Source organism: Dyella dinghuensis (assembly GCF_003977615.1).
Lineage (GTDB): Bacteria > Pseudomonadota > Gammaproteobacteria > Xanthomonadales > Rhodanobacteraceae > Dyella_B > Dyella_B dinghuensis.
In genome coordinates, this window is record NZ_RYZR01000005.1 from 366,532 (window position 1) to 392,620 (window position 26,089).

Annotated in this window: 20 protein-coding genes; 11 read left to right on the plus strand and 9 right to left on the minus strand. The window is 60.0% G+C overall.

What is annotated here, in order from left to right:
• Positions 1-6: 6 nt before the first annotated feature.
• The 7 genes from EKH79_RS09290 to EKH79_RS09320 form a co-directional block, all read right to left on the minus strand.
• Positions 7-954, minus strand: coding sequence for a septal ring lytic transglycosylase RlpA family protein (locus EKH79_RS09290; protein WP_126673510.1), 948 nt, complete (start codon positions 952-954; stop codon positions 7-9).
• A complete protein-coding gene (gene mltB, locus EKH79_RS09295; RefSeq protein ID WP_126673863.1) occupies positions 951-1,919 on the minus strand; it encodes a lytic murein transglycosylase B in 969 nt (322 codons plus the stop codon). The genes EKH79_RS09290 and mltB overlap by 4 nt, the downstream gene beginning before the upstream one ends.
• Before the next feature lie 135 nt (positions 1,920-2,054).
• Positions 2,055-3,170, minus strand: coding sequence for a rod shape-determining protein RodA (gene rodA / locus EKH79_RS09300; RefSeq protein WP_126673511.1), 1,116 nt, complete (start codon positions 3,168-3,170; stop codon positions 2,055-2,057).
• Positions 3,167-5,206: a penicillin-binding protein 2 gene (gene mrdA, locus EKH79_RS09305; protein ID WP_199754209.1), complete on the minus strand. Its 2,040-nt coding sequence runs from the start codon at positions 5,204-5,206 to the stop codon at positions 3,167-3,169. The genes rodA and mrdA overlap by 4 nt, the downstream gene beginning before the upstream one ends.
• Before the next feature lie 31 nt (positions 5,207-5,237).
• Complete coding sequence (mreD, locus tag EKH79_RS09310) at positions 5,238-5,726, minus strand: rod shape-determining protein MreD (RefSeq protein WP_126673512.1); 489 nt, start codon at positions 5,724-5,726, stop codon at positions 5,238-5,240.
• On the minus strand, positions 5,723-6,709 hold the full coding sequence (gene mreC / locus EKH79_RS09315; protein ID WP_126673513.1) for a rod shape-determining protein MreC: 987 nt from the start codon (positions 6,707-6,709) through the stop codon (positions 5,723-5,725). The genes mreD and mreC overlap by 4 nt, the downstream gene beginning before the upstream one ends.
• A gap of 194 nt (positions 6,710-6,903) precedes the next feature.
• A complete protein-coding gene (locus EKH79_RS09320) occupies positions 6,904-7,950 on the minus strand; it encodes a rod shape-determining protein (protein ID WP_126673514.1) in 1,047 nt (348 codons plus the stop codon).
• 266 nt (positions 7,951-8,216) lie between these two features.
• On the opposite strand from EKH79_RS09320, the gene EKH79_RS09325 reads away from it, so the two are divergent.
• The 11 genes from EKH79_RS09325 (at position 8,217) to EKH79_RS09375 (ending at position 23,081) form a co-directional block, all read left to right on the plus strand.
• Positions 8,217-9,152: a carbohydrate kinase family protein gene (locus EKH79_RS09325; RefSeq protein ID WP_126673515.1), complete on the plus strand. Its 936-nt coding sequence runs from the start codon at positions 8,217-8,219 to the stop codon at positions 9,150-9,152.
• Positions 9,153-9,180: 28 nt separating this feature from the next.
• Positions 9,181-9,543 (plus strand): DUF1304 domain-containing protein, encoded by a 363-nt coding sequence (locus EKH79_RS09330; protein ID WP_126673516.1) that lies wholly within the window; start codon positions 9,181-9,183, stop codon positions 9,541-9,543.
• Positions 9,544-9,570: 27 nt separating this feature from the next.
• Positions 9,571-10,242 carry a M24 family metallopeptidase gene (locus tag EKH79_RS09335; RefSeq protein ID WP_126673517.1) on the plus strand — a complete coding sequence of 224 codons (672 nt, stop codon included), beginning with the start codon at positions 9,571-9,573 and terminating at the stop codon, positions 10,240-10,242.
• A 382-nt stretch (positions 10,243-10,624) separates the two neighbouring features.
• A complete protein-coding gene (gene fusA / locus EKH79_RS09340) occupies positions 10,625-12,790 on the plus strand; it encodes an elongation factor G (protein WP_126673518.1) in 2,166 nt (721 codons plus the stop codon).
• A 111-nt stretch (positions 12,791-12,901) separates the two neighbouring features.
• Positions 12,902-14,125 (plus strand): Dol-P-Glc:Glc(2)Man(9)GlcNAc(2)-PP-Dol alpha-1,2-glucosyltransferase, encoded by a 1,224-nt coding sequence (locus EKH79_RS09345; RefSeq protein WP_126673519.1) that lies wholly within the window; start codon positions 12,902-12,904, stop codon positions 14,123-14,125.
• A gap of 144 nt (positions 14,126-14,269) precedes the next feature.
• The gene (locus EKH79_RS09350; protein ID WP_126673520.1) at positions 14,270-15,871 is read left to right on the plus strand and encodes a peptide chain release factor 3; all 1,602 of its coding nucleotides are present in this window, start codon (positions 14,270-14,272) and stop codon (positions 15,869-15,871) included.
• A gap of 141 nt (positions 15,872-16,012) precedes the next feature.
• Positions 16,013-19,660, plus strand: coding sequence for a response regulator (locus EKH79_RS09355; protein WP_233590254.1), 3,648 nt, complete (start codon positions 16,013-16,015; stop codon positions 19,658-19,660).
• A gap of 16 nt (positions 19,661-19,676) precedes the next feature.
• Complete coding sequence (locus tag EKH79_RS09360; protein WP_233590255.1) at positions 19,677-20,522, plus strand: CheR family methyltransferase; 846 nt, start codon at positions 19,677-19,679, stop codon at positions 20,520-20,522.
• Positions 20,519-21,088 carry a chemotaxis protein CheB gene (locus EKH79_RS09365; protein WP_126673522.1) on the plus strand — a complete coding sequence of 190 codons (570 nt, stop codon included), beginning with the start codon at positions 20,519-20,521 and terminating at the stop codon, positions 21,086-21,088. Before EKH79_RS09360 ends, EKH79_RS09365 begins: the two co-directional genes overlap by 4 nt.
• Positions 21,085-22,083, plus strand: coding sequence for a diguanylate cyclase domain-containing protein (locus tag EKH79_RS09370; protein WP_126673523.1), 999 nt, complete (start codon positions 21,085-21,087; stop codon positions 22,081-22,083). Before EKH79_RS09365 ends, EKH79_RS09370 begins: the two co-directional genes overlap by 4 nt.
• An 83-nt stretch (positions 22,084-22,166) precedes the next feature.
• Positions 22,167-23,081: a CPBP family intramembrane glutamic endopeptidase gene (locus tag EKH79_RS09375; RefSeq protein ID WP_126673524.1), complete on the plus strand. Its 915-nt coding sequence runs from the start codon at positions 22,167-22,169 to the stop codon at positions 23,079-23,081.
• Here EKH79_RS09375 and EKH79_RS09380 read toward each other — a convergent pair.
• Positions 23,078-23,557 carry a hotdog fold domain-containing protein gene (locus tag EKH79_RS09380; protein ID WP_126673525.1) on the minus strand — a complete coding sequence of 160 codons (480 nt, stop codon included), beginning with the start codon at positions 23,555-23,557 and terminating at the stop codon, positions 23,078-23,080. The genes EKH79_RS09375 and EKH79_RS09380 overlap by 4 nt on opposite strands.
• A 50-nt stretch (positions 23,558-23,607) precedes the next feature.
• Positions 23,608-26,088 (minus strand): acyl-CoA dehydrogenase, encoded by a 2,481-nt coding sequence (locus EKH79_RS09385; RefSeq protein ID WP_126673526.1) that lies wholly within the window; start codon positions 26,086-26,088, stop codon positions 23,608-23,610.
• Between the last annotated feature and the right edge of the window lies 1 nt (position 26,089).

Consider the following 26,089-nt stretch of genomic DNA (forward strand, 5'->3'; position numbering starts at 1 on the left):
AAACGCTCAGTCTACCGCGACCTGCGGGTGAGGCAGGCCCATTTGTTCGATTTGGGTGGTCACCCGGTCGGCGCTGTCCACGTCGGCCAGGGGGCCAACGCGCACACGGTGGACGAGCCGTCCGGCAATGGTCGCATCCACGACCTGCACCGGAGCGAAATTCGCGGTGCGCAATTGCGCCGCGACGTGCTCGGCATTGGCCGGATCGGCGAATGCACCCACCTGCAGATAGATGCCCGGCGTGTGCTCCGACGGCGGCGGCACCACGGGCGGCGGCGGGGCTTCCTGATCGACTGGAGCCGAAGGATCGATGCCCTGCACTTCCACCAGGCCGGTGCCTTTGGGCCACACGCCGATTTTTACTGCTGCGGCGTAAGACAGATCGATTACGCGGTCCTCGTGGAACGGCCCGCGATCGTTGATACGCACGATCACACTCTTGCCGTTCTGCAGATTCGTCACGCGCGCATAGCTCGGCAGCGGCAGCACCTTGCTGGCGGCCGTGAACTTGTACATGTCGTAGTCCTCGAGATTCGAGGTCTTGTAGCCATGGAACTTGCTGCCGTAGAACGACGCGATGCCGCGTTCGTCATAGCCACGCGCACTCGGAAGCACCGAATACGTGCGGCCGAGCACCGTGTAAGGCGACTTGTTTCCGTACAACGAGTGCGACTCCACCTTTGGCACCGGCTCGGGCAGATTGCTCACGTCCGGTGGCGGACCATCCGGCACGCTGTCGCTGTTGCTGCGGTAGCGGCTGCTTTGCGGTTGACTGGTGTCGTCGTTAATACCGCCACCGCTGGATGCACTCGAACCACCGCTACCGCCGCCGGATGACGCCGGCGAATACGATGACGATGACGATGACGACGAACGCGTGCTGTGGTGACCACCGCATCCGACCAGCACCAGCGTAGTCGCAAGCAGCCACGACAGGTGCCATGGCGTCCTCATCGTGAGGCAGTCTCCGGACTGTTCACGCCTTGCGCGATCGCTTGCGCCAGCTGATTCACCGCCATCGCATACATGGGACTGCGGTTGTAGCGCGTGATCACGTAGAAATTCTGGAAGGTGAACCAGTATTCCGGACCATTCTCGCCCTGGAATTTCTGCACTGTGGTGCTGGCGCCGGGATCGAGATGCTGCACGGGCGCATAGCCCCAGGCTTCGAGTTGTTCCACCGGCCACAGCGGTGTCGAATCTTTTATCGTGAGCGGTTTTGCAGCGCCGTCGGGTTGCGCGCGTGCCGCCACGATGCCACCCGTCACCCAGCCGTGCTTGGCGAAGTAGTTCGCGACGCTGGCGAAGATGTCGGGCAGCGAGTTCTGCAGATCAATGCGCCCATCGCCGTCTTCATCGACCGCGTAGTCGCGAATGCTGTCGGGCATGAACTGGCCCCAGCCCTGCGCGCCTGCATACGAACCGGTAAGCGTATCGAGCGGGCCGGCCAGCTGATTGTCCGGCAGCTCAAGCAATGTCTTCAGTTCGCCACGGAAGAAGGATGCACGCGGCGGGTAATAGAAGCCGAGCGTGACCAGCGCATCGAGCACTTTGTAACTGCCCGTGTTGCGCCCGTAGAACGTTTCCACACCGAGAATCGCCACGATGTATTCGGGCGCTACGCCGTATTGCTTGCCGACTTTCTCAAGCAGATCGCGATGTTCGCGATAAAAATGGATACCCGCATCGATGCGTGCAGGCGTCATGAAGATTTGCCGGTACTCGCTCCACGGCTTCGCTTCGGCCGGACGGCTGATCGCGTTGAGGATGCTCTGCTGCTTATTCGCACCGTTGAGCAGCGCATTCAGAGCGGCCGGATCCTTACCCGTTTCCTTCGCCACTTCCTGGACGAACTGAGCCTGACCGGGATGATCCGCAAACGCCGGGGTGGCGATCAAACAGGAGAGCGCGAGGAGCATCCGCGAGGGACGAAAACGACGTGGCCATGAGGCCAGCTGCGGCAGTGGATTCGCTGTCTTGATCGGCATTGCGCACAGGTTAGCATGCAATGCGGCGCAATCTATGGCATGCCGCTGACGCGATAAGGATCGAGTTCAGTCGTGCACTTTGCGGTTGGCGTGGATCGACATCAACACACCGAACCCAACCAGCAATGTCACCGCCGACGTACCGCCGTAACTGACCATTGGCATCGGCACGCCGACCACCGGCAACAGCCCGGACACCATGCCGCCATTTACGAACACGTAGACGAAGAAACTCATGCCGATGGCGCCCGCGACGAGTCGCGAGTACGTATCGCGTGCCTCCATGGCGATCCACAAACAACGGCCGATGATGAAGGCGTACAGCACCAGAATTGCGCAGACGCCGATCAGCCCGAACTCTTCGGAAAACACGGCGAAAATGAAGTCGGTGGTGTGCTCGGGCAGGAAGTCCAATCGGGACTGTGTGCCCTGCTCGAAACCTTTACCGAACATACCGCCCGAGCCCACGGCGATCTGCGACTGAATGATGTGCCAGCCGTTGCCGAGCGGATCGGATTCCGGATTGAGCATCGTCAGGATGCGGTCGCGTTGGTACTGGTGCATGAAGTGCCACGCGATCGGAATCAAACCGCCGACACCGGCAAGCAGCAGACCGATACGCCACCACGCCATGCCGGCGAGGAACAAGGCGAACGCGCCTGCAGCAGTCACCAGCAATGCCGTACCCAGATCAGGTTGCTTGGCGATCAGCCCCGCCGGGATGGCAATCAACAGGCCCACCACCAGAATGTCTTTCCAGCGCGGCGGCAACTGACGCGGATGCAGGTACCACGCCACCATCATCGGCATGACCAGCTTCATCAGCTCGGAGGGTTGAAAGCGCATGATGCCGAGATTGAGCCAGCGATCGGCACCACGCCCCTCACCCAGCACGGCCACCACCACCAGAAGCATGAGGCTGCCGACGTACAGCCATGGCGTCCAATTGCGGAACATCGATGGCGGAATGCGCGACAACAGCATGATGAGCACACCGCCAAGTAAAAACCGCGCCGCCTGACCGGCAACGAGCGGAAGGTTGGCGTTGCCCGCGCTGTACAGCGTGACGAGCCCCACGCCGCACAGAATGACCAGCGCGCATGCGAGCGGCAGATCGACACGCGGGCGCGTGAGGATGCGACGCAGAAAACGATAGAACCGGGCGCGCAAGGTATCGATCATGGCGTGCCATCCCCCGCGCTCGAAGAATCCGGTGCGGGACTGGATGCATCGGGTGTGGGACTCGATGTATCCGGCGCAGGCATATCCGACTGCGGCGTGTCTTCCGGCGCGACACTGGTCGCGGGCATCGGCTCGGGCAACGGGCGATTCGGCGGTACAGCGCCGCCTTGTGCCGCCAGCCACGCATCGAGAATCTTGCGCGCGATCGGGCCGGCATCCTTCGCGCCCCATGCGCCGGCTTCCAGCACGACGGCCACGGCGATACGCGGATCTTCCGCAGGCGTGAATGCTTCAAACCATGCACGGTGACGAGCGGCGAGATACGCCGTGTTCTTGTTCTCGTTGTACGCGTCGCTGGTGCGCGAGAAGCGCTCCGCGGTACCGCTCTTGCCCGCAATGCGATATGGAAAACCGTCACCGAGTTTTACGCCGGCGCCGGTGGACAACGGGTCGTTGCTGTAGATCACCATCTGCATGCCTTCGTTGACCGCTTCCCAGTCCTTCGCGTTCTTGATCAACGACGGACCGCTAGGCGGATTGGCAAGCGGCAGCGGCGATTTGCCGACATCCGCCGTCGCCATCACCGCACGTGGCGCATAAGGCACACCGCGTCCGGCGAAGGTCGCCAGTGCATGGGCCAACTGCATCGTGGTGACTTCCCAGTAGCCCTGGCCAATACCTGCAATCACCGTTTCGCCGGGATACCAGCTCGGTTCCTTGGGCGAATGTTTTGCCTTCCATGCTCGTGAGGGCAAGATGCCAGGCACTTCGCCCGGAATGTCGACGCCGCTCGGATGTCCAAATCCGTAGGAACCCATGAAGTCGCTGACGCGATCGATGCCCAGATCGAGCGCGAGCTTGTAAAAGTACGTATTGACCGAGGCGTAGATCGCTTTGTAGAGATTCACCACGCCCGCGCCGTAACGCTGGTCGTCTCGATAACCGCGTGCTTGTCCCGGAATGTAGAAAACGCCGGTGGAAACCACGGAATCTTCCGGCCTGCGAACACCGTATTCCAGACCCGCCAACGCCATGAAAGGTTTGATCGTGGAACCCGGCGGATACGCGGCCCGCAACGCGCGGCTGATCAGCGGCTTGTCGGAATCGGTGTTCAACGACTTGTAATCGGCGGTACTGATGCCGTTTACAAACAGATTGGGATCGAACGTCGGCACGCTGACCATGGCCAAGACCTGACCATTGCGTGGATCGATCGCGACGGCTGCGCCGGGACGTCCTTCAAAAGCATCTTGTGCCGCTTTCTGAATACGCGAATCGATGCTGAGATAGATGTTCTTGCCGGGCGTCGGCGGATCGACGCTCAGAACGCGCTGGATACGTCCGTCGGCGTTGACTTCATCCAGCTCGTAGCCCGGCTTGCCGTGGAGCATGTCTTCATACGAACGCTCGACGCCAGTACGACCGATGTGCGTCGTGCCTTTGTAGACGTCCGGATCGAGGTCGTCGAGATCGTTTGCATCGATGCGGCTGACATAACCCACCACATGCGCAAACAACGGACCCATCGTGTATCTGCGCGTGAGGTACGGAACCACATCCACGCCGGGGAAACGCCAGCGATTCACCGCGAAGCGATCGATATCGTCTTCGCTCAGGCGCATCTTCAACGGCACGCTGTCGAAATGGCGCGTCTGCTTGAGCTGCTTGCGGAAGGCATCCAGATCGTCGGAATCGAGCGGCACCACCTGGCCGAGTTCCGCCAGCATGGTATTCATGTTCTGGATTTTGTCCGGCACCACTTCGAGACGGAATGCCGGGACGTTGTCGGCAAGCAACACACCGTTGCGGTCATAGATCAGACCGCGCGTGGGTGGAAGTGCGCGCGGCTTGACGCTGTTATTGACCGAGCGCAGCGCAAATTCGTCGTGATGCCGTACCTGCAAAAACCAGTAGCGGCCGACCAATGCCCCCAGGCCAAGCAGGATCAGCGCGAAGCCGACAAATGCCCGGCGACGGAAACTTTCGGCTTCACCGCGCGTGTCCTTGAAGGCGCGACGATTGAGCAACTTCGTCATGCCCGCCGCTCCATCTTGTCGCGCACGATGTTCATTGCAGTCGCAGCCGCATCCGCAGATCGTCGAGCAACAGGAACAGGAAGGGCCACAGCGCCGCACTGACAAACGGCGACGCCCACCACAGCGCAGGCGGTGTCGCTTCGCCCGCGAAAGCGCGCACGATCAGCAACAGAAAACGATCGTTGACCAACAGCGCCAGCACCGCCAGTGTCTGCTGCCACATCGGAAAAAAGCGCAGCCGCGAGCGGAAACGCAGCGCGATGAACGCCAGCACGCACAGGCGCAGTGCCTGTTCGCCCAGCAGCACGCCATTCAACATATCCGCGCATACGCCCAGCACAAAGGCCAAACCGAGGTTGATCCGCGCATCGCCCGATTCCAGCGCCCAATACAACAGCACGAGCGCCGGCCAGTAAGGCTTGAACGGATCCAGCACGTGCGGCAGCGGCACCAGCATCAGCAACAACGCGAAGACTAGCGTGCCGATGAACCACCACAAGGAGAGACGCGCGCGACTCACGTCTGCGGCACTCCTGTCGACGCCGGGGAAGCGGGCTTGAACGACGACGGCAGCGGCACTTTGGGCGCACTCGACGCCGGCGCAGGCGCTTCGTCCGACGGCGGCCCCGCGGACGGCGATGGTGGCGGCGGACCGGCAGGTTCTGCCAGATCGTGGAGGATCAATACTTCGTCGGTGCGATCCAGATCGGCACTGGGAATCGCATGCGCTTCCAGGAACATGCCAGTTGCGGATGGCGCCACGCTGCGAATTTCCCCGACCGGAAAACCTTCAGGGAACCGGCCGCCCAGGCCTGAGGTCAGCAACTTGTCGCCTACCTGCACATCCTGCGCAATGGGAATGTTCGGAAGCGTAAGCTGGTCGCCTGCACGCGACCCGTAGGCGACCGTGCGCAGACCGGTGCGCGCATCGACCACCGGAATGGCGTGATCGGGATCGGTGACAAGCATCACCGTGGATGAATTGGGCAGCACATCGATCACCTGCCCCATCACGCCATGCGAATCGATGACGGGCTGACCCGTCTTGACGCCGTCGCGTGCGCCGGCATTGATCATCATGCGGTGGCTATAGGCGCCAAAATCGATGCCGATGACGCGCGCCATCTGCACACGCAGGTTCAGGCTGCGCTGCGTGTCGAGTAATTCTTTCAGGCGCTGGTTCTGCTGCGCCACCGCCTGCATGCGATTGAGCTTTGCATTGGCCAGCAACAGGTCTTCGCGCAGTTGCTGGTTCTGATCGGTCAGCATGCGACGGTCGGCGAAGGCCACGCTCGCCGCGCGCAAGCCTTCAGACGGAAGGCTCGCCAGACGGTACACGGGTTCGATCACAATGGACGTGGCATAGCGCATGCGCCACAACCACCCGTTACGGTGGTCGAGCACCATCAACACCATCGCCATGGCGAGATAGAAGATCAGCCGCAGCGTACCTGCGGCGGTGCCGGCGAACAGGGGCGAGGATTCCTCGCGCGCTAGCGGCATGGGCGAACCTCACGCACGTACTCCCTCTCCCCTGCGGGGAGAGGGCTGGGGTGAGGGGTCATTCTCGCCAGATGCCTCTTATTCAGTGCTTTTTTTAATGCGCTCTGATTCGACATGGACGCAAACCTTGGCCCCTCACCCTACCCTCTCCCCGGCAGGGAGAGGGAATAATGTGTCCTCGCAGGCGAGGACCGTTACTCAGGTGCGAAGAAGTCGCTGCCGTGCTGATCGATCAGCTCCAGCGCCTTGCCGCCGCCACGCGCCACGCAGGTCAACGGATCGTCCGCCACCTGCACGTGCAGACCGGTTTCTTCGGACAGCAGACGATCCAGATCGCGCAGCAGCGCGCCACCACCGGTAAGCACGATGCCGCGTTCGGCGACGTCCGAGCACAGTTCCGGCGGGGTCTGTTCCAGCGCCGACTTCACCGCGGCCACGATACCGGCGAGCGGTTCGTGTAGCGCCTCGAGAATCTCGTTGGAGTTGACGGTGAACATGCGCGGCACGCCTTCGGCCAGATTACGGCCGGAGATTTCGATCTCCTTGACCTGGCTCTGCGGGAAGGCGCAACCGATTTCGAGCTTGATGCGCTCGGCGGTGGATTCACCGATCAGCGTGCCGTGGTTGCGGCGCACATAATTGATGATGGCTTCGTCGAAGCGATCGCCACCGACACGAACGGACTGCGAGTAAACGATACCGTTGAGCGAGATCACCGCCACCTCGGACGTACCGCCGCCGATATCCAGCACCATCGAGCCACGCGCCTCATGCACCGGAATGCCGGCGCCGATCGCAGCGGCCATGGGTTCTTCGATCAGGAACACGTCGCGCGCACCGGCGCCTTCGGCCGATTCCTTGATCGCGCGGCGCTCCACCTGGGTCGAACCGCAGGGCACGCACACCAGCACGCGCGGGCTGGGACGCAGCAAACGGGAGCGGTGAACCTGGCGGATGAAGTGCTGCAGCATCGCCTCGGTCATGGTGAAGTCGGCGATGACGCCATCCTTCATCGGGCGAACCGTGGCGATATTGCCCGGGGTACGGCCAAGCATGCGCTTAGCGTCGGTACCCACGGCGGCAACGGTACGGGGACCACCCGGGCCGCGATCCTGACGGATCGCCACGACAGAAGGTTCGTTCAGGACGATGCCCTGACCCCGTACGTATATAAGCGTGTTGGCTGTGCCGAGGTCGATGGAGACATCGTTGGAAAACATCCCGCGAAACTTCTTGAACATGGGTCCGCCGTCTATCGACTCTGGCTAAAAAGTAAGCGGGCCAGTCTAGTCAGCAAATCCTTTATCCGCAAGGACATGTTCGTTAAGAAAGCCTTGTACGACGCGGTGATACGGCCATTTTGTGACCTGTCAGCGCATCGCCCCGGCGCTGCCCGCAAGTCGCCATCTTCGCCGGTTGCCGCTACGATGACGGGCTTTGGTCAATACCATCGCTACCGAGGGTCGTACGCGACCGATCGGTGGCCCACATCGGGGCTTTCAACCACATGTCTGCCGTCATCTGCGGATCGCTCGCTTACGACACCATCATGGTGTTCCAGGATCAGTTCAAGAACCACATCATTCCCGATCAGGTGCACATCCTGAACGTGTCCTTCCTGGTGCCGGCGATGCGCCGTGAGTTTGGCGGTTGCGCCGGCAACATCGCGTACAACCTGAAGCTGCTTGGCGGCGATCCGTTGCCGGTCGCTGCCGTGGGTCAGGATTTCGCGCCGTACCGCGAACATCTGCACAAGTGCGGCATCCGCATGGATTGCATTCGCGTGTTCGAAGAACAGTTCACGCCGCAGTGCTTTATCACCACGGATCTGGACAACAACCAGATCACCGCGTTCCATCCGGGTGCGATGTCGAGCGCGCACGAAAACCATGTGCGCAACATTCCCGATATCAGTTTCGGCATTGTTGCGCCCGATGGCCGCGATGCGATGCTGCAGCATGTGGATGAGTTTGCGGCACGCAACGTTCCTTTCATTTTCGATCCCGGTCAGGCGATGCCGCTGTTCAATGGCGACGAGTTCCGCGCGATGATCGAAAAGTCGACGTACGTGATCGTCAACGATTACGAATCGCAGTTGCTGCAGCAACGCACGGGCTGGAGTGCGGCCGATATTGCATCGCGCGTGAAGGCTTACATCGTGACGCTCGGACCGCGTGGCTCGCTGATTCACGCCGATGGCAAAACATATGAAATTCCGCCGGCACGTGAGCGCAAAATTGTCGATCCGACCGGTTGCGGCGATGCTTATCGTGCAGGCCTTATTTTCGGCATCATGAAGGGCATGGAATGGCCGACCATCGGCCGCATGGCATCGCTGATGGGCGCGCTGAAAGTCGAGCATCCCGGTACGCAGAATCAGTCCTTCACTTACGACCAATTCGCGAAAGAATTCCAGGAACAGTTCGGTTACACCCTGGCGTAACCGACTCTTGCATCAGAGAGACATCAGCATGTCCATGCTAGCCAACATTGTGATTGCGATCATCGCTCTGATGCACGTCTGGTTCCTGGTCCTCGAAATGTTTCTGTGGGACAAACCCACCGGCCGGCGCGCTTTCGGACTCACGGCGGAATTTGCCACACAGTCGAAAGTGCTCGCTGCGAATCAGGGTCTGTACAACGGATTTCTCGCCGCAGGCTTGATCTGGGGATTGCTTCTCGGCAACACGCCGGAAGGTATGCACGTAAAGATTTTCTTCCTTGCGTGCGTGCTTATTGCAGGTCTGTACGGCGGCTCCACCGCCACGCGCAAAGTGCTCTGGATTCAGGGGCTGCCGGCCCTCATCGGTCTTGTACTTATCTTGCTGAGCTGACGCCTGTTACAGGCGACATTTGCCGTCATGACACATCACGATCGCGAAGCGGTAGGCAACGCTTTCAATCCAGCATTGATGCACCACGCGCGTGCGAAAAGCTGGGATGCGTTGAACGCCATCAGCGAGCGCATGCATCCGGGCATTCGTGAAGACGAGGCCCTGGCCATGGCCGGCGAGGTATTTCGCGAGCTGGGCATGGAACGCCTGTGGCACCCGCCATACATCCGGATCGGCCCCAATACCCTCAAAACGTATCGCGAGCGCTCCATCCCCGACGTTCAGCTGGGCGAAAACGACATCTACTTCGTCGACCTCGGCCTGGTTTTCGAGGGCCATGAGGGCGACGTCGGGGACACTTTCGTGGTCGGCGATGCCCCGAAATACGCCGCCTGCGCCCAGGCAGCCCGCGATTTGTATCGGGACGTCGCCGCAAAATGGCGAAATGAGGGCTTGAGCGGCCGTAACCTGTATAATTATGCGGATGAGCGCGCCGAGGCGATGGGCTGGCGATTCAACCACGCCATCAAGGGCCATCGCATAAGCGATTTTCCGCACTCGGTTCACAAAGGCGGCGATCTGGGCGATTTGGAACACAGCCCTTCCAGCGACCTATGGGTCCTGGAAATCCAGATTGCACACCCGAACGAACCCTTCGGCGCTTTCTACGAGGACCTGCTGACCGGTGCAGCCCTTTAGAGCCTGTTTACTGTTTCGGCGTGGCCCGCGCCGGATCTATTTGCCAGCCGGGCAAGGAGGAACGAAGGCGTGTATGTCAATACACAACTGAGTGAGGACGCAGCCCGGCGGGCAAACAGACCCGGCCCGAAGGGTTGCCACGGTGCGGCCGTCATGCGGCAGCGCGCGACTTGGCTTGACAGCCAGTCAAGCCTGCGCCGCGCACCACCACCTGCCGGCCGCACCGTGGCAACGCGGGCTACGCCGAAATAGTAAACAGGCTCTCAAGGCGCCCGCCAGCCCTCGGAAACGCCAGATACACATTGAAAACGTACGCTGCGGACAGAGCACGGAATGTCCGCCCCCTGTTCGCCCAACGACTTTTACTTACGGAACCAAGACTGTGGCTCGCCAAAAACCCTTAAGCCTCTACCGCAATATCGGCATCATCGCCCACATCGACGCCGGTAAGACCACCACCACCGAGCGCGTGCTGTATTACACCGGTAAGAAGCACCAGATCGTCGACGTGCACGACACGAAGGACGGCAAGGGCTCGACCACCACCGACTACCTCGAGCAGGAACGCAAGCGCGGCATCACCATTCAGTCCGCCGCTGTGTCCACCGAGTGGAAGGGTCACCAGATCAACGTGATCGACACCCCAGGCCACGTGGACTTCACCATCGAAGTGAACCGTTCGCTGCGCGTGCTCGACGGCGCCGTGGTGGTGTTCGACGGCGTGGCCGGCGTGGAACCGCAGACGGAAACCAACTGGCGCCTGGCCGACCAGTACAACGTGCCGCGCATGTGCTACGTCAACAAGATGGACCGCATCGGCGCGAACTTTAAGCACGCCGTGGACGGCATCAAGAACCGCCTAGGCGCCAACGCCGTGCTTTGCCAGGTGCCGCTGGGCAGCCACGACGATTTCATCGGCATGGCCGATCTGATCACCGGCCAGGGCTACATCTGGGAAGGTCACGACAAGGACAGCAAGTGGGAAACCATTCCGCTGGCCGAGATCGCCAACCACCCGAAAGTGCAGGCGTTCACCACCTCTGCGGACAAGGAATGGATCGGCAACCTCGCTGCATTGCGCGAGGAAACCATCGAAAAAGCGCTGGAAATGGACGATGAAGCCTTCGACAAGCTGCTTCACGCAGGCGACGTCGAAACCTTCGTCAAGAGCGGCGACTTCAGCCTGGAACTCTTGAAGAAGTGCATCCGTACCGGTTGCGTGCAGGGCAAGCTGGTGCCGATCTTCTGCGGCTCCTCCTACCGCAACAAGGGTGTGCAGCAGCTGCTCGACGGCGTGATCGACTACATGCCGTTCCCGGGTGAAAACGGCGGCATCGGCCTGGTGGACGAAGACGGCAACGTCGTCGGTGAACAGGGCGTGGTGGACGAAGCTCCGGCGCGTGCGCTGGCCTTCAAGGTGATCAACGACCAGTTCGGTACGCTCACCTTCTGCCGCATCTACTCCGGCGTGATCAAGAAGGGCGACACGCTGCAGAACGTGACGCGCGGTAAGAAAGAACGCATCGGCCGCATCGTGGAAGTGCAGGCGAACGCGACCAAAGACATCGACGAAGTTCGCGCCGGCGACATCTGCGCGTTCGTCTCGATGAAGGAAACCGAGACCGGCGACTCGCTCACCGATCCGTCGAGCCCCGTGTTGCTGGAGCGCATGCGCTTCCCCGACCCGGTGATCAGCGTGGCCGTGGAACCGAAGAGCCGCAACGACATCGACAAGCTTTCCACCGCGCTCTACAAGATGGTGAAGGCCGACCCGTCGCTGCGCATGGAAGTGGACAAGGAAACCGGACAGACCGTGCTCAAGGGCATGGGCGAACTGCATCTGGAAATCACCATCGACCGTATGCGCACCGAACTGGGCGTGGACGCGACGATGGGCAAGCCCAAGGTCAGCTTCCGCGAAGCCTTCGGCCAGATGGTCGAACACACCTACACGCACAAGAAGCAGTCCGGTGGTTCGGGTCAGTTCGCAGAAGTGAAGATGATCTTCGAACCGGGCGAACCGGGCAGCGGCGTGGTGTTCTCCGACGAAATCGTCGGCGGCCGCGTGCCGCGCGAATACATCCCCGCTGTCGAGCACGCCGTCACGGTGGAATCGCGCCAGGGTCAGGTTGCCGGTTACGAAGTGCTGGACTTCAAGGCACGCCTCATCGACGGCAAGTTCCATGACGTCGACTCCTCGGCACTCGCCTTCGAAATCGCCGGCCGCGCCTGCTTCCGCGAAGCGCAGCGCATGTCCAAGCCGAAGTTGCTCGAGCCGGTGATGAAGCTGGAAGTCGTGACCGAAGCCGATTACCTCGGCGACGTGATCGGCGACATCAACCGTCGTCGCGGCTCGATCAGCGAACAGGGCCAGAAAGGTACCAACGCATTCGTGCAGGGCTTTGTGCCGCTGGCGGAAATGTTCGGCTACATCAACTTCCTGCGCTCGGCCACCAGCGGCCGTGGCACCTTCTCGATGATCTTCGATCATTACGAAGAAGTGCCGGCGAGCATGGTTGCCAAGTTGATGGAGAAGGAAGCGAAGTAAGTTTCACTTCCGGATTCAACTAGAAAAGCAAAAACTCGGGAGGTCACTCCCGAGTTTTTTTGTAAGGGCGCGTAAGATCAGAAGACGCCGGAGAAATATTGAAGGGATTTTATGCAGACTTCTCGATCGCTCTGGCGAAATGCTTTTGCAGGTTTGATATGCGTTGCCGCGTGGCTATTCGCGCTGATTTACGCACACGCCATGCATCCGCAGGTGGCGGACGAAGCGGTACATATACCGCAGATCCAAGATTTTTTAAGCGGGCATCTTGCCATGTCCGCTGGATTGGCGATGCTTCCGGGCTATCACTTGCTGGTAGCTGGCATTATGAAAGCATTGACCCTCCACTCGATCATGAGCATGAGAGTCATCAGCGCCGTTTTTGGACTGGCGTCCGGCGTCACCTTTTATTGCATTCGCCGATCCTTGGGCGATGCATCTGCGTTTGTATATGCAAGCCAATTTTTTCTGTTCCCGCTTTTATTTCCTTACTATTTCCTGGTCTACACGGACATCCTGTCGCTTGCCTTGATATTGGCAGCGTTGCTTTCAGCGCTAAAACAACGACATGTCATCGCCGCGGTGATCCTCCTCGCCTCCATCGGCGTAAGGCAAAACAACGTCATCTGGGCTGCATTCCTGCCCCTTTTCGTCCTTTGGCCTGACATTAATAAGCAATCGTTTAAGCAAATAGCTCTCTCGAAAAGTACTTGGCGCATCCTTCTTCCTTATGCGTTGCCCGTAATCGCCTTCTTTGCTTATTGGGCATGGCATGGTTCGATTTCGGCCTCCAGCAAGGTCGCTTACGAAAACCCCGAACTGAGCCTTCACCCTGGAAACGTATATTTTTTCCTGTTTCTCTTTCTGGCGTTCTTTCCATTTCAAGCATGGACTGGCGTCAGGAAAATGTTTTTAGTCATCCGCTCAAAGCCATGGCTTGCGCTTCTTTTCATCGGCGCGGCCGCAAGCATCAAATTGAGAGGAAGCCCCGATAACTATGCGTTTGCTGACTATTTTCTGCGCAATGCGGTCATCGCGTTTGTTCATGGCGGCTGGCCACGCTATGTCTTTGGGTTGCTGGTGGTACTGGGTTTCTGCAGCATCGCTTTCACACGGTTCTTATTGCATCAGAGCTGGCTGCTATATCTCGTTTGCGCCTTCTACCTGTGCTCGTACTGGCTCATTGAAAATCGATACACCATGATCCCTTTTGCGCTCTGGATGGTGTTACGAAAGGTCGAGAATGACACCGCCGAACGATGGACCATGATTGGTTGGTTCATCATTTCCCAGTTTTTTGTTTGGGGCATCATGAGCCATCGATTCATGCTCTAAGTGCCTCAAAGACGCACTGCCTTGGCCGTTCCCTCCCCGCCATTCCGGGCTGCGCAGAAGCGCTTTAGTCCATGACGAATAAAAGCGCAGCCAGCCCAAATCCACGCTAAAATAAAGGGTTCGCGCCTCCATCGACGCTCCGATATGTCCAGCCATCTTCAAGAAACCCACCGCCGCCGCACCTTCGCGATCATCAGCCACCCCGACGCGGGCAAGACCACGCTGACGGAAAAGCTGCTGCTGTTTGGCGGTGCGATCCAGATGGCCGGCTCTGTGAAGGGCCGCAAGGCCGCACGTCACGCGACTTCCGACTGGATGGCGTTGGAAAAAGAGCGCGGTATTTCGGTCACTTCGTCGGTGATGCAGTTTCCGTACGAAGGCAAGATTGTCAACCTGCTTGATACCCCCGGCCACGCGGACTTCTCCGAAGACACCTATCGCGTGCTCACCGCCGTGGACTCGGCCTTGATGGTGATCGACTGCGCGAAGGGCGTCGAAGAACGCACGATCAAGCTGATGGAAGTGTGCCGCCTGCGCGATACGCCCATCATGACCTTCATCAACAAGCTCGACCGCGAGGGCCACTCGCCGATCGACCTGCTGGACGAAGTGGAATCCGTGCTCGGCATCGCCTGCGCGCCGCTGACATGGCCTATCGGCATGGGTAAGCGACTGAAGGGTGTCTATCACATGCTGCTCGATGAAGTGCATGTGTTCGAAGCCGGCAAGAATTTTACGCGGCAGGATTCGACGATTTTCAAAGGCCTCGATGCACCAGGCCTTGAAGAAGCCATCGGCTCCGAGGCGCTGAGCGAATTGCGCGAAGAACTGGAACTGGTGCAAGGCGCCTCGCACGCCTTCGATGTCGAGCAATACCTTGCCGGCAAACTCACGCCGGTGTTCTTCGGCTCGGCCGTGAACAACTTCGGCGTGCAGCTGCTGTTGGACTTCTTCGTCGAGCACGCGCCCTCGCCTCGCCCGCGCAGTACGCTCAGCCGTGAAGTAAAGCCGGAAGAAGAAAAACTCACCGGCTTCGTTTTCAAGATTCAGGCAAACATGGATCCGGCGCACCGCGACCGCGTGGCGTTCATGCGTGTGTGTTCAGGCACGTACACCGCCGGCATGAAGATGATGCAGACGCGCACGAGCAAGGAAGTGCGCATCGCCAATGCACTCACCTTCATGGCGAGCGATCGTGAAATTGTCGAGAGCGCGTATCCGGGCGATGTGATCGGCTTGCACAATCACGGCACGATCAGCATCGGCGACACCTTCACGGAAGGCGAAGCGATCAGCTTCACCGGCATCCCCAACTTCGCACCGGAACTCTTCCGCCGTGCCCGCCTGCGCGATCCGCTGAAGATGAAAGCGCTGCAGAAAGGTCTGGCGCAGCTTTCCGAAGAAGGCGCGACGCAGTTCTTCCGTCCGCTGATGAGCAACGACCTGATCTTGGGCGCCGTCGGCGTGCTGCAGTTCGACGTGGTGGCTTACCGCCTCAAAGATGAATATGGCGTCGACGCAAGCTTCGAGCCAGTCAGCGTCATCACGGCCCGCTGGGTGCATTGTGACGACGAGAAGAAGCTCGAGGAATTCCGCGAGAAAAACATCATGAACCTCGGCATCGATGCCGCCGGGGAATTGGTCTACCTCGCCCCGACCCGCGTGAATCTGCAGCTGGCGCAGGAACGTTCGCCCGCGGTGCGCTTCTCCGCAACCCGCGAGCACGCCGCGTCGCTCGACCTCTAAGCCTCGCCTGCGGCGACCCCGCGGGCAGCGGCTACCACCCTCGCCGTCATCTCGCTAATCTGGCCATCAGGCCGCCCCGACCGCCACCCGAATCTTCCGGGCGATGTGGGGCGCTCCACTGCCAACTCAGCGGGAATTCGCATGGCCGGTTCGAGCGTCATAACGACTCCAACTAAAAGGTATGGATGGCTGGCCAATCTGCCGATTCGCTACAAGATCATGCTGGCGATCGGGCTTTTGCTCGCGCTGTTCCTGATCGACAGCCTGGTCAACGTCGCTTCGCAGAACAAACAGTCCGAGACGCGGCACTGGGCGGATCACACCTATCAGGTACTCCTGCAGATCGAAAGCCTGCAACAAACGGCGCTGTCCGGGCAGCTCGGATTGCGTGGCTACCTGCTCACACGTAATCCCACCGAATTGGCGCGTGAGAATGACAGTGCCAAGGCGTTCCAGAATCGGCTTGAACAGTTGCGGCAACTGACCAGCGACAACGCCATTCAACAATTGCGCATCGACCACGTTCAAGCGCTCTCGCAGCAGTTCAGCCGCGAATTGCAGCGCATGGTGCTGACACCGGAAACACAGATCAAGGATACCGACCCACAAGTTGTCGCTCAGGACAAGGCAAAGATCCAGGCCGATTACCTCGCCCACCGCACCGTGCGCGTCGAAGATTACACGGCCGTACTGGATGAAATGCGCGATACCGAACGTCAATTGCTGACGGTGCGCAATGCAGACGTCGAACGCGTTTTAACGGAAACGCTTTACGCCAACATCGCGAGCGCAACGATCGGCTTGCTGCTTGGCCTGATGGTCATTTCTCTCACCTCGCGACTGGTGACGCAACCCATTCGCCGCCTTACCGATTTGATGACGCGCCTGGCTGCCCACGATCACGACATCACTATCCGTGGAGTTGGCCGCAAGGACGAAGTCGGCGAAATCGCGCGCGCGTTGCAAATCTTCAAGGACATGGTGATCGAGACAGAGCAACAGGCCGTACTGAAAAGTCAGGCATCGTCCATTTCCAGCAGCCTGCAAGTCGCCACCGATCATCGCGAATTCGCCGAGCGGCTGACGTCGCAACTGGCTCCGCTGCTGAGCGCAGGGGTCGCACTGTTCTACGGTTACGACGAATCGAGCCAGCGTCTGGATCTGCTGGGCAGCTACGGCCTTCGGTTGATCAGCAGTCCGGATGCTTATATGCCGGGTGAAGGATTGGTGGGACAGTGTGCGTTATCGCGCAAGCCCGTTTTCCTGAATCACATTCCCGACAACTATCTGCGCATTGATTCGGGCAGCGGCGCCGCGCTTCCTCGCCACGTCGCCATCTTCCCTCTGATGATGCGCGATCGACTGGTCGGTGTTCTCGAATTCGCAGGTTTCGACAACCCCACCCCCTTGCAACTGCAGTTGTTGGAATTGCTGCTGCCCATGGCGGCCTTGACGCTGGAAATCCTGACCCGCGCCATCAACACGCAAGACTTGCTTGATCAAACGCGTGAACAGGCCGACGAATTGCGCCTGTCGAGCGTCACCATGCGACAGCAGCAGGAAGCGCTTCGTGCTGCAAACGATACGTTGCAGACCAAAACCATTGAGCTGGAAGAGCAATCGCAGCGTTTACTGGCCTCGGAAGAAGAGTTGCGCGTGCAAGCCGATGAGCTGCAGGCCTCTAATGAAGAACTGCGACTGAAGACCGACACACTGCGGCACCAAAAGCAACAGTTGGAAGCGCTGCAAGAGGAAACCGAGCAAAAGGCCGAAGAACTCGCACGCGCCAGCCGCTACAAGAGCGAATTTCTCGCCAACATGTCGCACGAGTTGCGCACGCCGCTCAATAGCCTGCTGATCCTCTCGCGCAGTCTGGCCGACAATCGCGAGGGCAATCTGGATGCCGAACAGATCGAATCAGCACGCATCATTCACGACGCGGGCTCAAGTCTGCTGCGCTTGATCAACGACATTCTCGACCTGTCCAAGATCGAGGCCGGCAAGATGGAGTTGTCGCTGGTCGATCACCCGCTGCAAAGTCTGGCCCGCAGCCTGCGTCGCAACTTCGATCACGTGGCGCGCGAAAAGAAACTCGATTACGAAGTCGCTATTGAAGAAGGCTCACCTGCAGAAATTCACACGGACCCTAATCGGCTGGAGCAGATCATCAACAATCTGCTCGCCAACGCATTCAAGTTCACTGCGAAGGGATCGGTCCGCGTTCGCATCAGCGCGCCCTCGGGCGATTTGCCCATCCCCGAATCGCTCAATGGTCAGAACTTGGTGGCAATCAGCGTCAAGGACAGCGGCATCGGCATCGCGCCGGACAAACTCGAGCGCATTTTCAACGCTTTCGAACAAGCCGACAGCAGTACGAGCCGTCAGTTTGGCGGCACGGGACTGGGCCTGAGTATTTCGCGACGCATGGCCGAATTGCTTGGCGGCGATATCGTGCTACGCAGCGAAGTCGGCCACGGTAGCGAATTTGTATTGTTGATCCCCGAGCGGATCACCAGTAGCGCAGCAGAAACCTCGGCAAGCGCCACGCATGTGCTCCCACCACGCCCGGTGACACGCGCACTGATTCCGGCGGACGGCGTGAATGACGATCGCGATCGCATCGCACCCGGCGAAAGCGTCATTCTCATCGTCGAAGACGATCCGGCGTTTGCACGCATTCTCGCCGACATCGTGCGCCAGAAAGGCCATCGTATGTTGCATGCGGTGGACGGTGAAAGCGGCCTGGAATTGGCCCGCCGTTTTCATCCGGTCGGCATTCTGCTGGATGTGATGTTGCCTGGTATGGACGGCTGGACCGTTATCGAACGGCTCAAGGCCGATCCCGCCACGCGCCATATTCCCGTGCATTTCCTCTCGGCCACCGACGATGCAGGGCGCGGCCGCGAACTCGGTGCTGTGGGCTTCCTTACGAAGCCCGTCACGCGCGAAGCTATCAACGAAGCGTTCGAGCGTTTGCTGCATTTCGCCAAAGGGCGTACTCGTCACTTATTGGTCGTTGACGACGACCCCAGCGCGCGCAGCGCCGTGCGCACACTGCTCAACCAGGACGACGTGGCCATCGACGAAGCCGCTTCCGGTGAAGAGGCGCTCCAGAAGATTCAACAAACCGGCTACGACTGCATCGTGCTCGACCTCGGCCTGCCCGGCATCTCCGGCATGGAATTGCTCGAGACGCTTGCCGACAGCGGCAGCATTCCTCCCGTCGTGGTTTATTCGGGCCGTGAATTGAGCCGCGAAGAGAACCTGCGCATTCGCCAGTACACCGACAGCATTGTCATCAAGGGTGTCCGCTCGCCCGAACGCCTGATGGACGAAGTGAGCCTGTTCCTGCACAGCATCAAGCAGCACGGCGAAAGACTCGGTCCGACAGCCGTCCCCGCCAGCCACGATGGACTGGATGGTCACCACGTACTGCTCGTGGACGACGACATGCGCAACTTGTTTGCACTGTCCAAAGTGCTGCGCGGTTGGGGCATGCAGGTGACGATGGCGCAAGATGGCCATAAGGCGTTGCAAGTGCTGTCGGAAACGCCGCAAGTGGAACTCGTTCTGATGGACATCATGATGCCCGGCATGGACGGCTACGAAGCGACGCGTGCGATTCGCGGCCAGCCCACGCACGACAAACTGCCGATCATCGCGCTCACGGCAAAGGCCATGCGCGGCGATCGTGAACAATGCCTCGAAGCAGGCGCCAACGACTACCTGTCAAAACCCATCGATCTGGACAAGCTGGCGTCCATGATGCATGTGTGGCTGCGCAACTGATGCCGAGGATCAGACCGTGAGCGCGCCCGGACTGGATAACATCGAGGTCGACCTGCTCATACAGGCGCTTCAGCGACGCCACGGCTACGACTTCAGCCAGTACGCGCCGGCATCGCTCAAACGGCGCGTGCAGCAGCTCACCGAACAACTCGATTGCAAGACGATCAGCGGTCTTATCGAACGCGTGATGCATGAGCCGGAACTCCTTCCGAATATCCTGGAAGGACTTACCGTGCCGGCTTCGGACATGTTCCGCGACCCCACCATGTTTCGTGGTTTGCGCGAACAGGTTTTCCCGCTGCTTGCCTCTTATCCGCAAATCAACATTTGGCAAGCCGGCTGCGCCCACGGACAGGAAGTGTATTCGCTCGTCATCCTGCTTGAAGAAGCCGGCCTCTACGAACGCACGCAGATTTTTGCGACGGACTTGAGCGATCGTGCGTTACAGCAAGCGCAAGACGGCATCTATCCCGCACGCGAAGCGCAGCAATGGTCACGCAACTATCAGGCATCGGGTGGCACCCGCTCGCTCGCCGACTATTACAGCGCGCGCTACAACCTTTTGAAGGTCGACCAACACCTACGGCGCAACGTGACGTTCGCCAAACACAACCTCGTATCCGACAGCGTGTTCTGCGAAGCACACCTGATCCTGTGCCGCAATGTGATGATCTATTTTTCCAATCCTTTGCAGAATCGAGTGCTTTCGCTGTTCCGCGACAGCCTCGTCCGCGGTGGTTTTCTGTGCCTGGGTTTGCGCGAAAGCCTCGAATACGCATCCAGCGCCGGGGAGTTCACACCTTTTGCCGAACAGCTTCGCATCTATCGGCTGGCCATTCATCAGGAGCGCAAGCTTGCATGAACGTGCCAGCGGCCATCGCGATTGGTTGCTCGGCCGGCGGCGTCGATGCGCTCAAGGCCGTCATCGGCGGGTTGCAAGCAACATTGCGCCAGACGGTGGTAGTGTGCTGCCACAGCAGCTCCGATACGGTGGGGCTGCTGTGCGAAGTGCTCGGCCGCACATCGAAGCTGCCCGTCATCGAGGCGGCCGAACGCCATCAGGCGCAACCTGGTGTCGTGCAATTGGCGCCTACCGGTTATCACTTGCTAGTGGAAAACGATCACCACTTTTCGCTGTCGATCGACTCGCGCGTGAACCACTCGCGACCGTCCATTGACGTTCTCTTCATGTCTGCCGCCGACGTCTGGCGCAGCGCACTCATCGGCGTGGTTCTGACCGGTGGAAATAACGACGGAGCAGCCGGTTTGCGACGCATTCGCCAGTTGGGCGGCTTAGCTATAGTCCAATCTCCCCACGGTGCCGTTGCGGCCACCATGCCGCAAGCTGCGCTGGATCTTGCGGGCGCGGACCACTGCGTTCCGCTCGATGACATCGCCCCCCTGATCAATCGCTTGTGCATGGCATGACTACGCATATTCCAAAAATACTGGTTGTCGACGACACCCGCGCCAATCTCGTGGCGATGCGCCGTCTTCTTGCCGATTGCGGCGCCGAACTGGTAGAAGCCAGCAGCGGAAACGAGGCGCTTTCGCGCTGCCTCGACCAGCAATTCGCGTTGATTCTTCTGGATGTGAACATGCCGGACATGGACGGTTTCGAAGTCGCCGGCTTGCTAGCCGATGCCGAACAATTGCGCGACACGCCGGTCATCTTCGTCACCGCTGCGTATGCAGACGATTTGAATCGGCTGAAAGGCTATCGCTCGGGCGCCGTCGACTACATTGCAAAGCCGATCAACGATGTGATCCTGCAATCGAAGGTTCGCGTTTTCCTCGAACTGCATGCTGCACGCATGCAATTGCAGCAAACCCTGGAAGAACTTTCCTCACGCAACGAGCAGCTGCAGAAAGAAATTGCCGAACGTCAGCGTGTCGAAGCCAAGGTGCGTCATCAGGCGACTCACGACATGCTTACCGGCCTGCCCAATCGCGTGCTGTTTCATGACAGGTTGCGCGACGCCATGCAGCACAGCGCGCGCCGGGAAAGCAGCTTTGCCTTGGTACTGGTCGATATCGATGGTTTCAAAGCCGTGAATGACACGCACGGCCATCCTGCCGGCGATGCGCTACTGCAAGCCATCTCGGCGCGCCTCAACAACCACGTTCGCAGCGATGACACGGTGGCGCGCCTGGGCGGCGACGAATTTGCGCTGATCTTCGAAGACGTGAGCGGCACCGCGCCGCTGCTGCAGCGCTGCCAGGATATCTGCGACATGCTGGCCAAGCCTTACCCGCTACAGAGTTCGCGCGGCGATTTCACCGCGCATGTGAGCGCAAGCGTCGGCGTCGCCGTGTGGCATGAAGGTATCGACTCCGATGAGTCGCTGATTCAGGCCGCCGATCGTGCGATGTATCAAGCCAAAGAGAACGGCAAGAACGGCTGCGTGCTTTCCGCACTTTAGATAATCAACCGCAGGCATGACGTATGGCACTGCGCATAGTGTGGCGCGCAGCCCTAGCGTGCTGACAAAACAAGGGAGTTTTCATGAACGAGATGGTCGCCTTTACAACACCCGCTTCGGCGCCAGCCTGGAAACGGTGGCTGATCTTTTCGCCACTCGCGCGCATTGTGATCTACGCCGCATGTTTCTTCGCAGTCGGTTATCCGCTTTTTCATCTGGCGACCGCACTCCATCTGGGTGGCAAAGACGCCTCGCCTTTGGAACGCAACGTTGTCGGCCTGGTGCTTGAGTTCATCTCGATCTTGCTGGTCTATATTGTTGCTGTGCGCTTGGTCGAACGGCGGCGCGTGTCCGAACTCGCTTTGCGCCAGCTCCCCACCTATGGCATCGCCGGCCTTATCGCCGGGTTCCTGCTGCTGAGCACGATGACGTTGCTGCTGTGGCTGATGGGTAGCTACCACGTTCTGAGCGTCAATCCCGATGCCGCGTGGCTACCGGCGCTACTTGGCATGGGCATCGCCACCGGTATCGCGGAAGAAACCCTCTTTCGTGGCGTGCTTTATCGCATTTCGGAGGAAGGCCTGGGCACGTGGGCTGCATTGGCAATCTCCGCATTATTTTTTGGCGGCGCGCATCTTAATAATCCCAACGCTACGTTGTGGAGCGCACTGGCGATCGCGATCGAGGCCGGCATTCTTCTGGCCCTGGTGTTCCATCTCACTCGCTCATTGTGGATGGTCATTGGCCTGCATGCGGCGTGGAATTTCAGCGAAGGCACGATCTACGGCTTTGCGGTATCCGGCTTCGACGTGAAAGGCATCATCGTGCCGTCGATCATCGGTTCGGACTGGGTGACTGGCGGAAAATTCGGTGTCGAAGGCTCCGTGGTGGCCGTTGGGGTTTCAGCCGGCATATCGGCGGTGTTGTTGGCGATTGCGATCCGGCGCAAGACGATCGTGGCGCCGTCGTGGGTGCGCAAGCGCAAAGCGCTGTCTTAAGTAGCCTGCGGTTTGCGCGGCGACAGCCAGAGCAGGATGCGGGCGCGGAATACCTCGGTGCCCGCAGCATCTTTGACGTTCACCAACACCGGCCATTCATAGCCGCTGGTCGATTCGATCAGCGGCTTTTCGGGCGTGGCGATGGCGTGCATCGTTCCCTTGGCCTTGTTGAGGTAGTCCACCGTCATGCCCTTGGGTATCCAGCGCATGCTCGCCGGCAATGTGGCTTCGGCCATCACGCCCGCACTGAGTTCGGCGAGATTGCAAAGCGCAATGGCGTGCACCGTGCCGATGTGGTTGTGCACACGGCGGCGATCACGCATGTGCACTTCGCAACGACCAGGCTCCAACGATACGAAACGTGGCGTGATCGTTGAGAAATACGGCGCCCTCAAGCACACCGCACGCGAGAACATCCAGTGACCGCCCGGCCACGCTGTGATGCGGCGATAGAGTGTCAGCAGCGGTGCGCTCATCGTTTCCCCTAGATCGGCGGCGGATCACCCGCCACCGATCTCAGCACGTATCACGCGGCGCGTTGCGCGGCGTCACTGATCTTTTTCTCGTCCGCACGCGTCACCGCCGAACGCAGCTCGGCAGGGTCGAAATCGTCGACGGAGATGAATTCGAACACGCCTTCACGTACGCGCTTGAGCAACGCCGCTTCCGTCGGATCGATCACGCCCGCTTTGACGGCCTCGTCCAGCTGGCCGATATAGTCGTGCGAGGTGAATTGACCCGCCTTCTGCGCCTTGCCGAACTTGCGTTCGACCGGCTCGGCAGCGATCACATCGGGCAACAGCTCATTCATGCGGCCCACGGTGTTGTTGGCCGTCGGCGTGAGATAAGTCCATTCCAGCAGACGATCACGCGCCTCGCCCGGTGCCGTGATGATGGCGGCGACGCGACGCCCCAGGCGATCCGACGGCGGCACTTCGCGGCGGCCGAACGGGAACACCAGCACGTGCAGCAACCATGCAATGGGACGCACCGGGAAGTTGCGAATCGCTCCATCGAGCGCCATCTGTATGCGCCACATGCATTCATGGAATGCCCACGCGAGCAGCGGACGATCCGCTTCCGGCCGACCGGTATCTTCGTAGCGCTTGAGCATCGCACTGGCGATGTACAGATAACTCAACACGTCGCCAAGACGCGCCGACAATTTTTCCTTGAACTTCAGCTTGCCACCGAGCACGCCCATGAACGTGTCCGCGCACAAGGCCAGTGCTGCGGAGTAACGATTGAGTTTGCGGTAATAGCGACGCGTGTATGCATCGCCCGCTGATTCACCGATACGCGCGCCCGTCACACCCAGCACGAAGCTGCGCACCGCGTTGGAAATGCCGAAGCCGATATGACCGAACAGCGCGTCGTCGAAACTCTTCAGTCGCTCGCTGTAATCGGGAATCGACAGCGCTTTCATTTCCTTCAGCACGTAAGGATGGCAGCGAATGGCACCCTGACCGAAGATCATCAGGCTACGCGTCATGATGTTCGCGCCTTCCACCGTGATGGCGATGGGCACACCTTGCCACGCACGGCCTGCGTAATTCTTCGGGCCCAGCTGCACGGCTTTGCCGCCATGCACGTCCATCGAATCGCCGGCGATGGTGCGGCCCCACTCGGTTGCGTGATATTTGGCGATCGCCGACGGCACGGCAGGCTTCTCGCCGCGGTCTACCGCGGCAGCGGTGGCACGCGAGAGCGCGGCCGTCGCGTAGGTCAAACCACCGATGCGCGCGAGCGCCTCTTCCACGCCCTCGAAACGCGCCACAGCCAGACCGAACTGCTTGCGCATGCGTGCGTAAGCGCCGGTCGCGGCGACGGCCATGCGCACGCCACCCGTCGCGTTGGACGGCAACGAAATGGCACGACCGACCGAAAGGCATTCCACTAGCATGCGCCAGCCATGACCGGCCATGTGCGGGCCGCCGATAAGCGTCGACAACGGCGCAAAAATTTCCTTACCGTGCACCGGACCGTTCTGGAACGGCACGTTGAGCGGGAAGTGACGACGGCCGATTTCCAGGCCGGGGGTGCTACGCGGCAGCAGCGCCAGCGTGATGCCGAGATCTTCTTTGTCGCCCAGCAAATGCTCGGGATCGTACAAACGGAACGCGAGACCGACCACGGTCGCAACCGGCGCAAGCGTGATGTAACGCTTGTCGAAGGTGAGCTTCATGCCGACGGTTTCGACGCCATCCACAACCTGCTTGCAGACGATGCCAAAATCCGGAATCGAGGTCGCGTCGGAACCCGCATAAGGGCCCGTCAATGCGAAGCAAGGAATCTCTTCGCCAACGGCCAGACGCGGCAGATAGAAATTCTTCTGCTCGTCGCTGCCGTAATGCAGCAGTAACTCGGCAGGACCAAGCGAATTGGGCACGGCCACGGTCGAGGCAACCGTTGCCGACATCGTGGCGAGTTTCTGCAGCACCGCCGAATGCGCCAGCGCAGAGAAACCCAGGCCGCCGTACTGCTTCGGAATGATCATGCCGAAGAATTTGTTCTTCTTGATGAACTCCCACACGTCCGGCGGCAGATCCGCCAGTTCGTGCGTGATCTGCCAATCGTCGACCATGCCGCACAGCTGTTCGACCGGGCCGTCGAGGAAGGCTTTCTCTTCGACGCTGAGCTCCGGCTTGGGCTGCTTCAGCAGTTCATGCCATTGCGGCTTGCCGGAAAACAGTTCGCCTTCGAAACCGACGGTGCCCGCTTCAAGCGCGGTCTGCTCGGTGTCCGACAACTTCGGCGTCACCTTGGCGAACATTTTCAGCAGCGGTGCGCTGATGTTCTTGCGGCGGAAGTGGATCATCAGCAGCGGCACGGCAATCAGCAGCTCGATCACGAGTAGCACGACCGTCGTTCGCGGCGCGCCAGCCAGTAATCCGACGACGAGCGTCACGACGATCGTCGTCACGGCCCACGTACGCAGGCTGCTGCGGTGATAAGCGCAGGCACCACTGGCGATGATTGCCGCCAACAGAGTTAGTAGTACGGACATC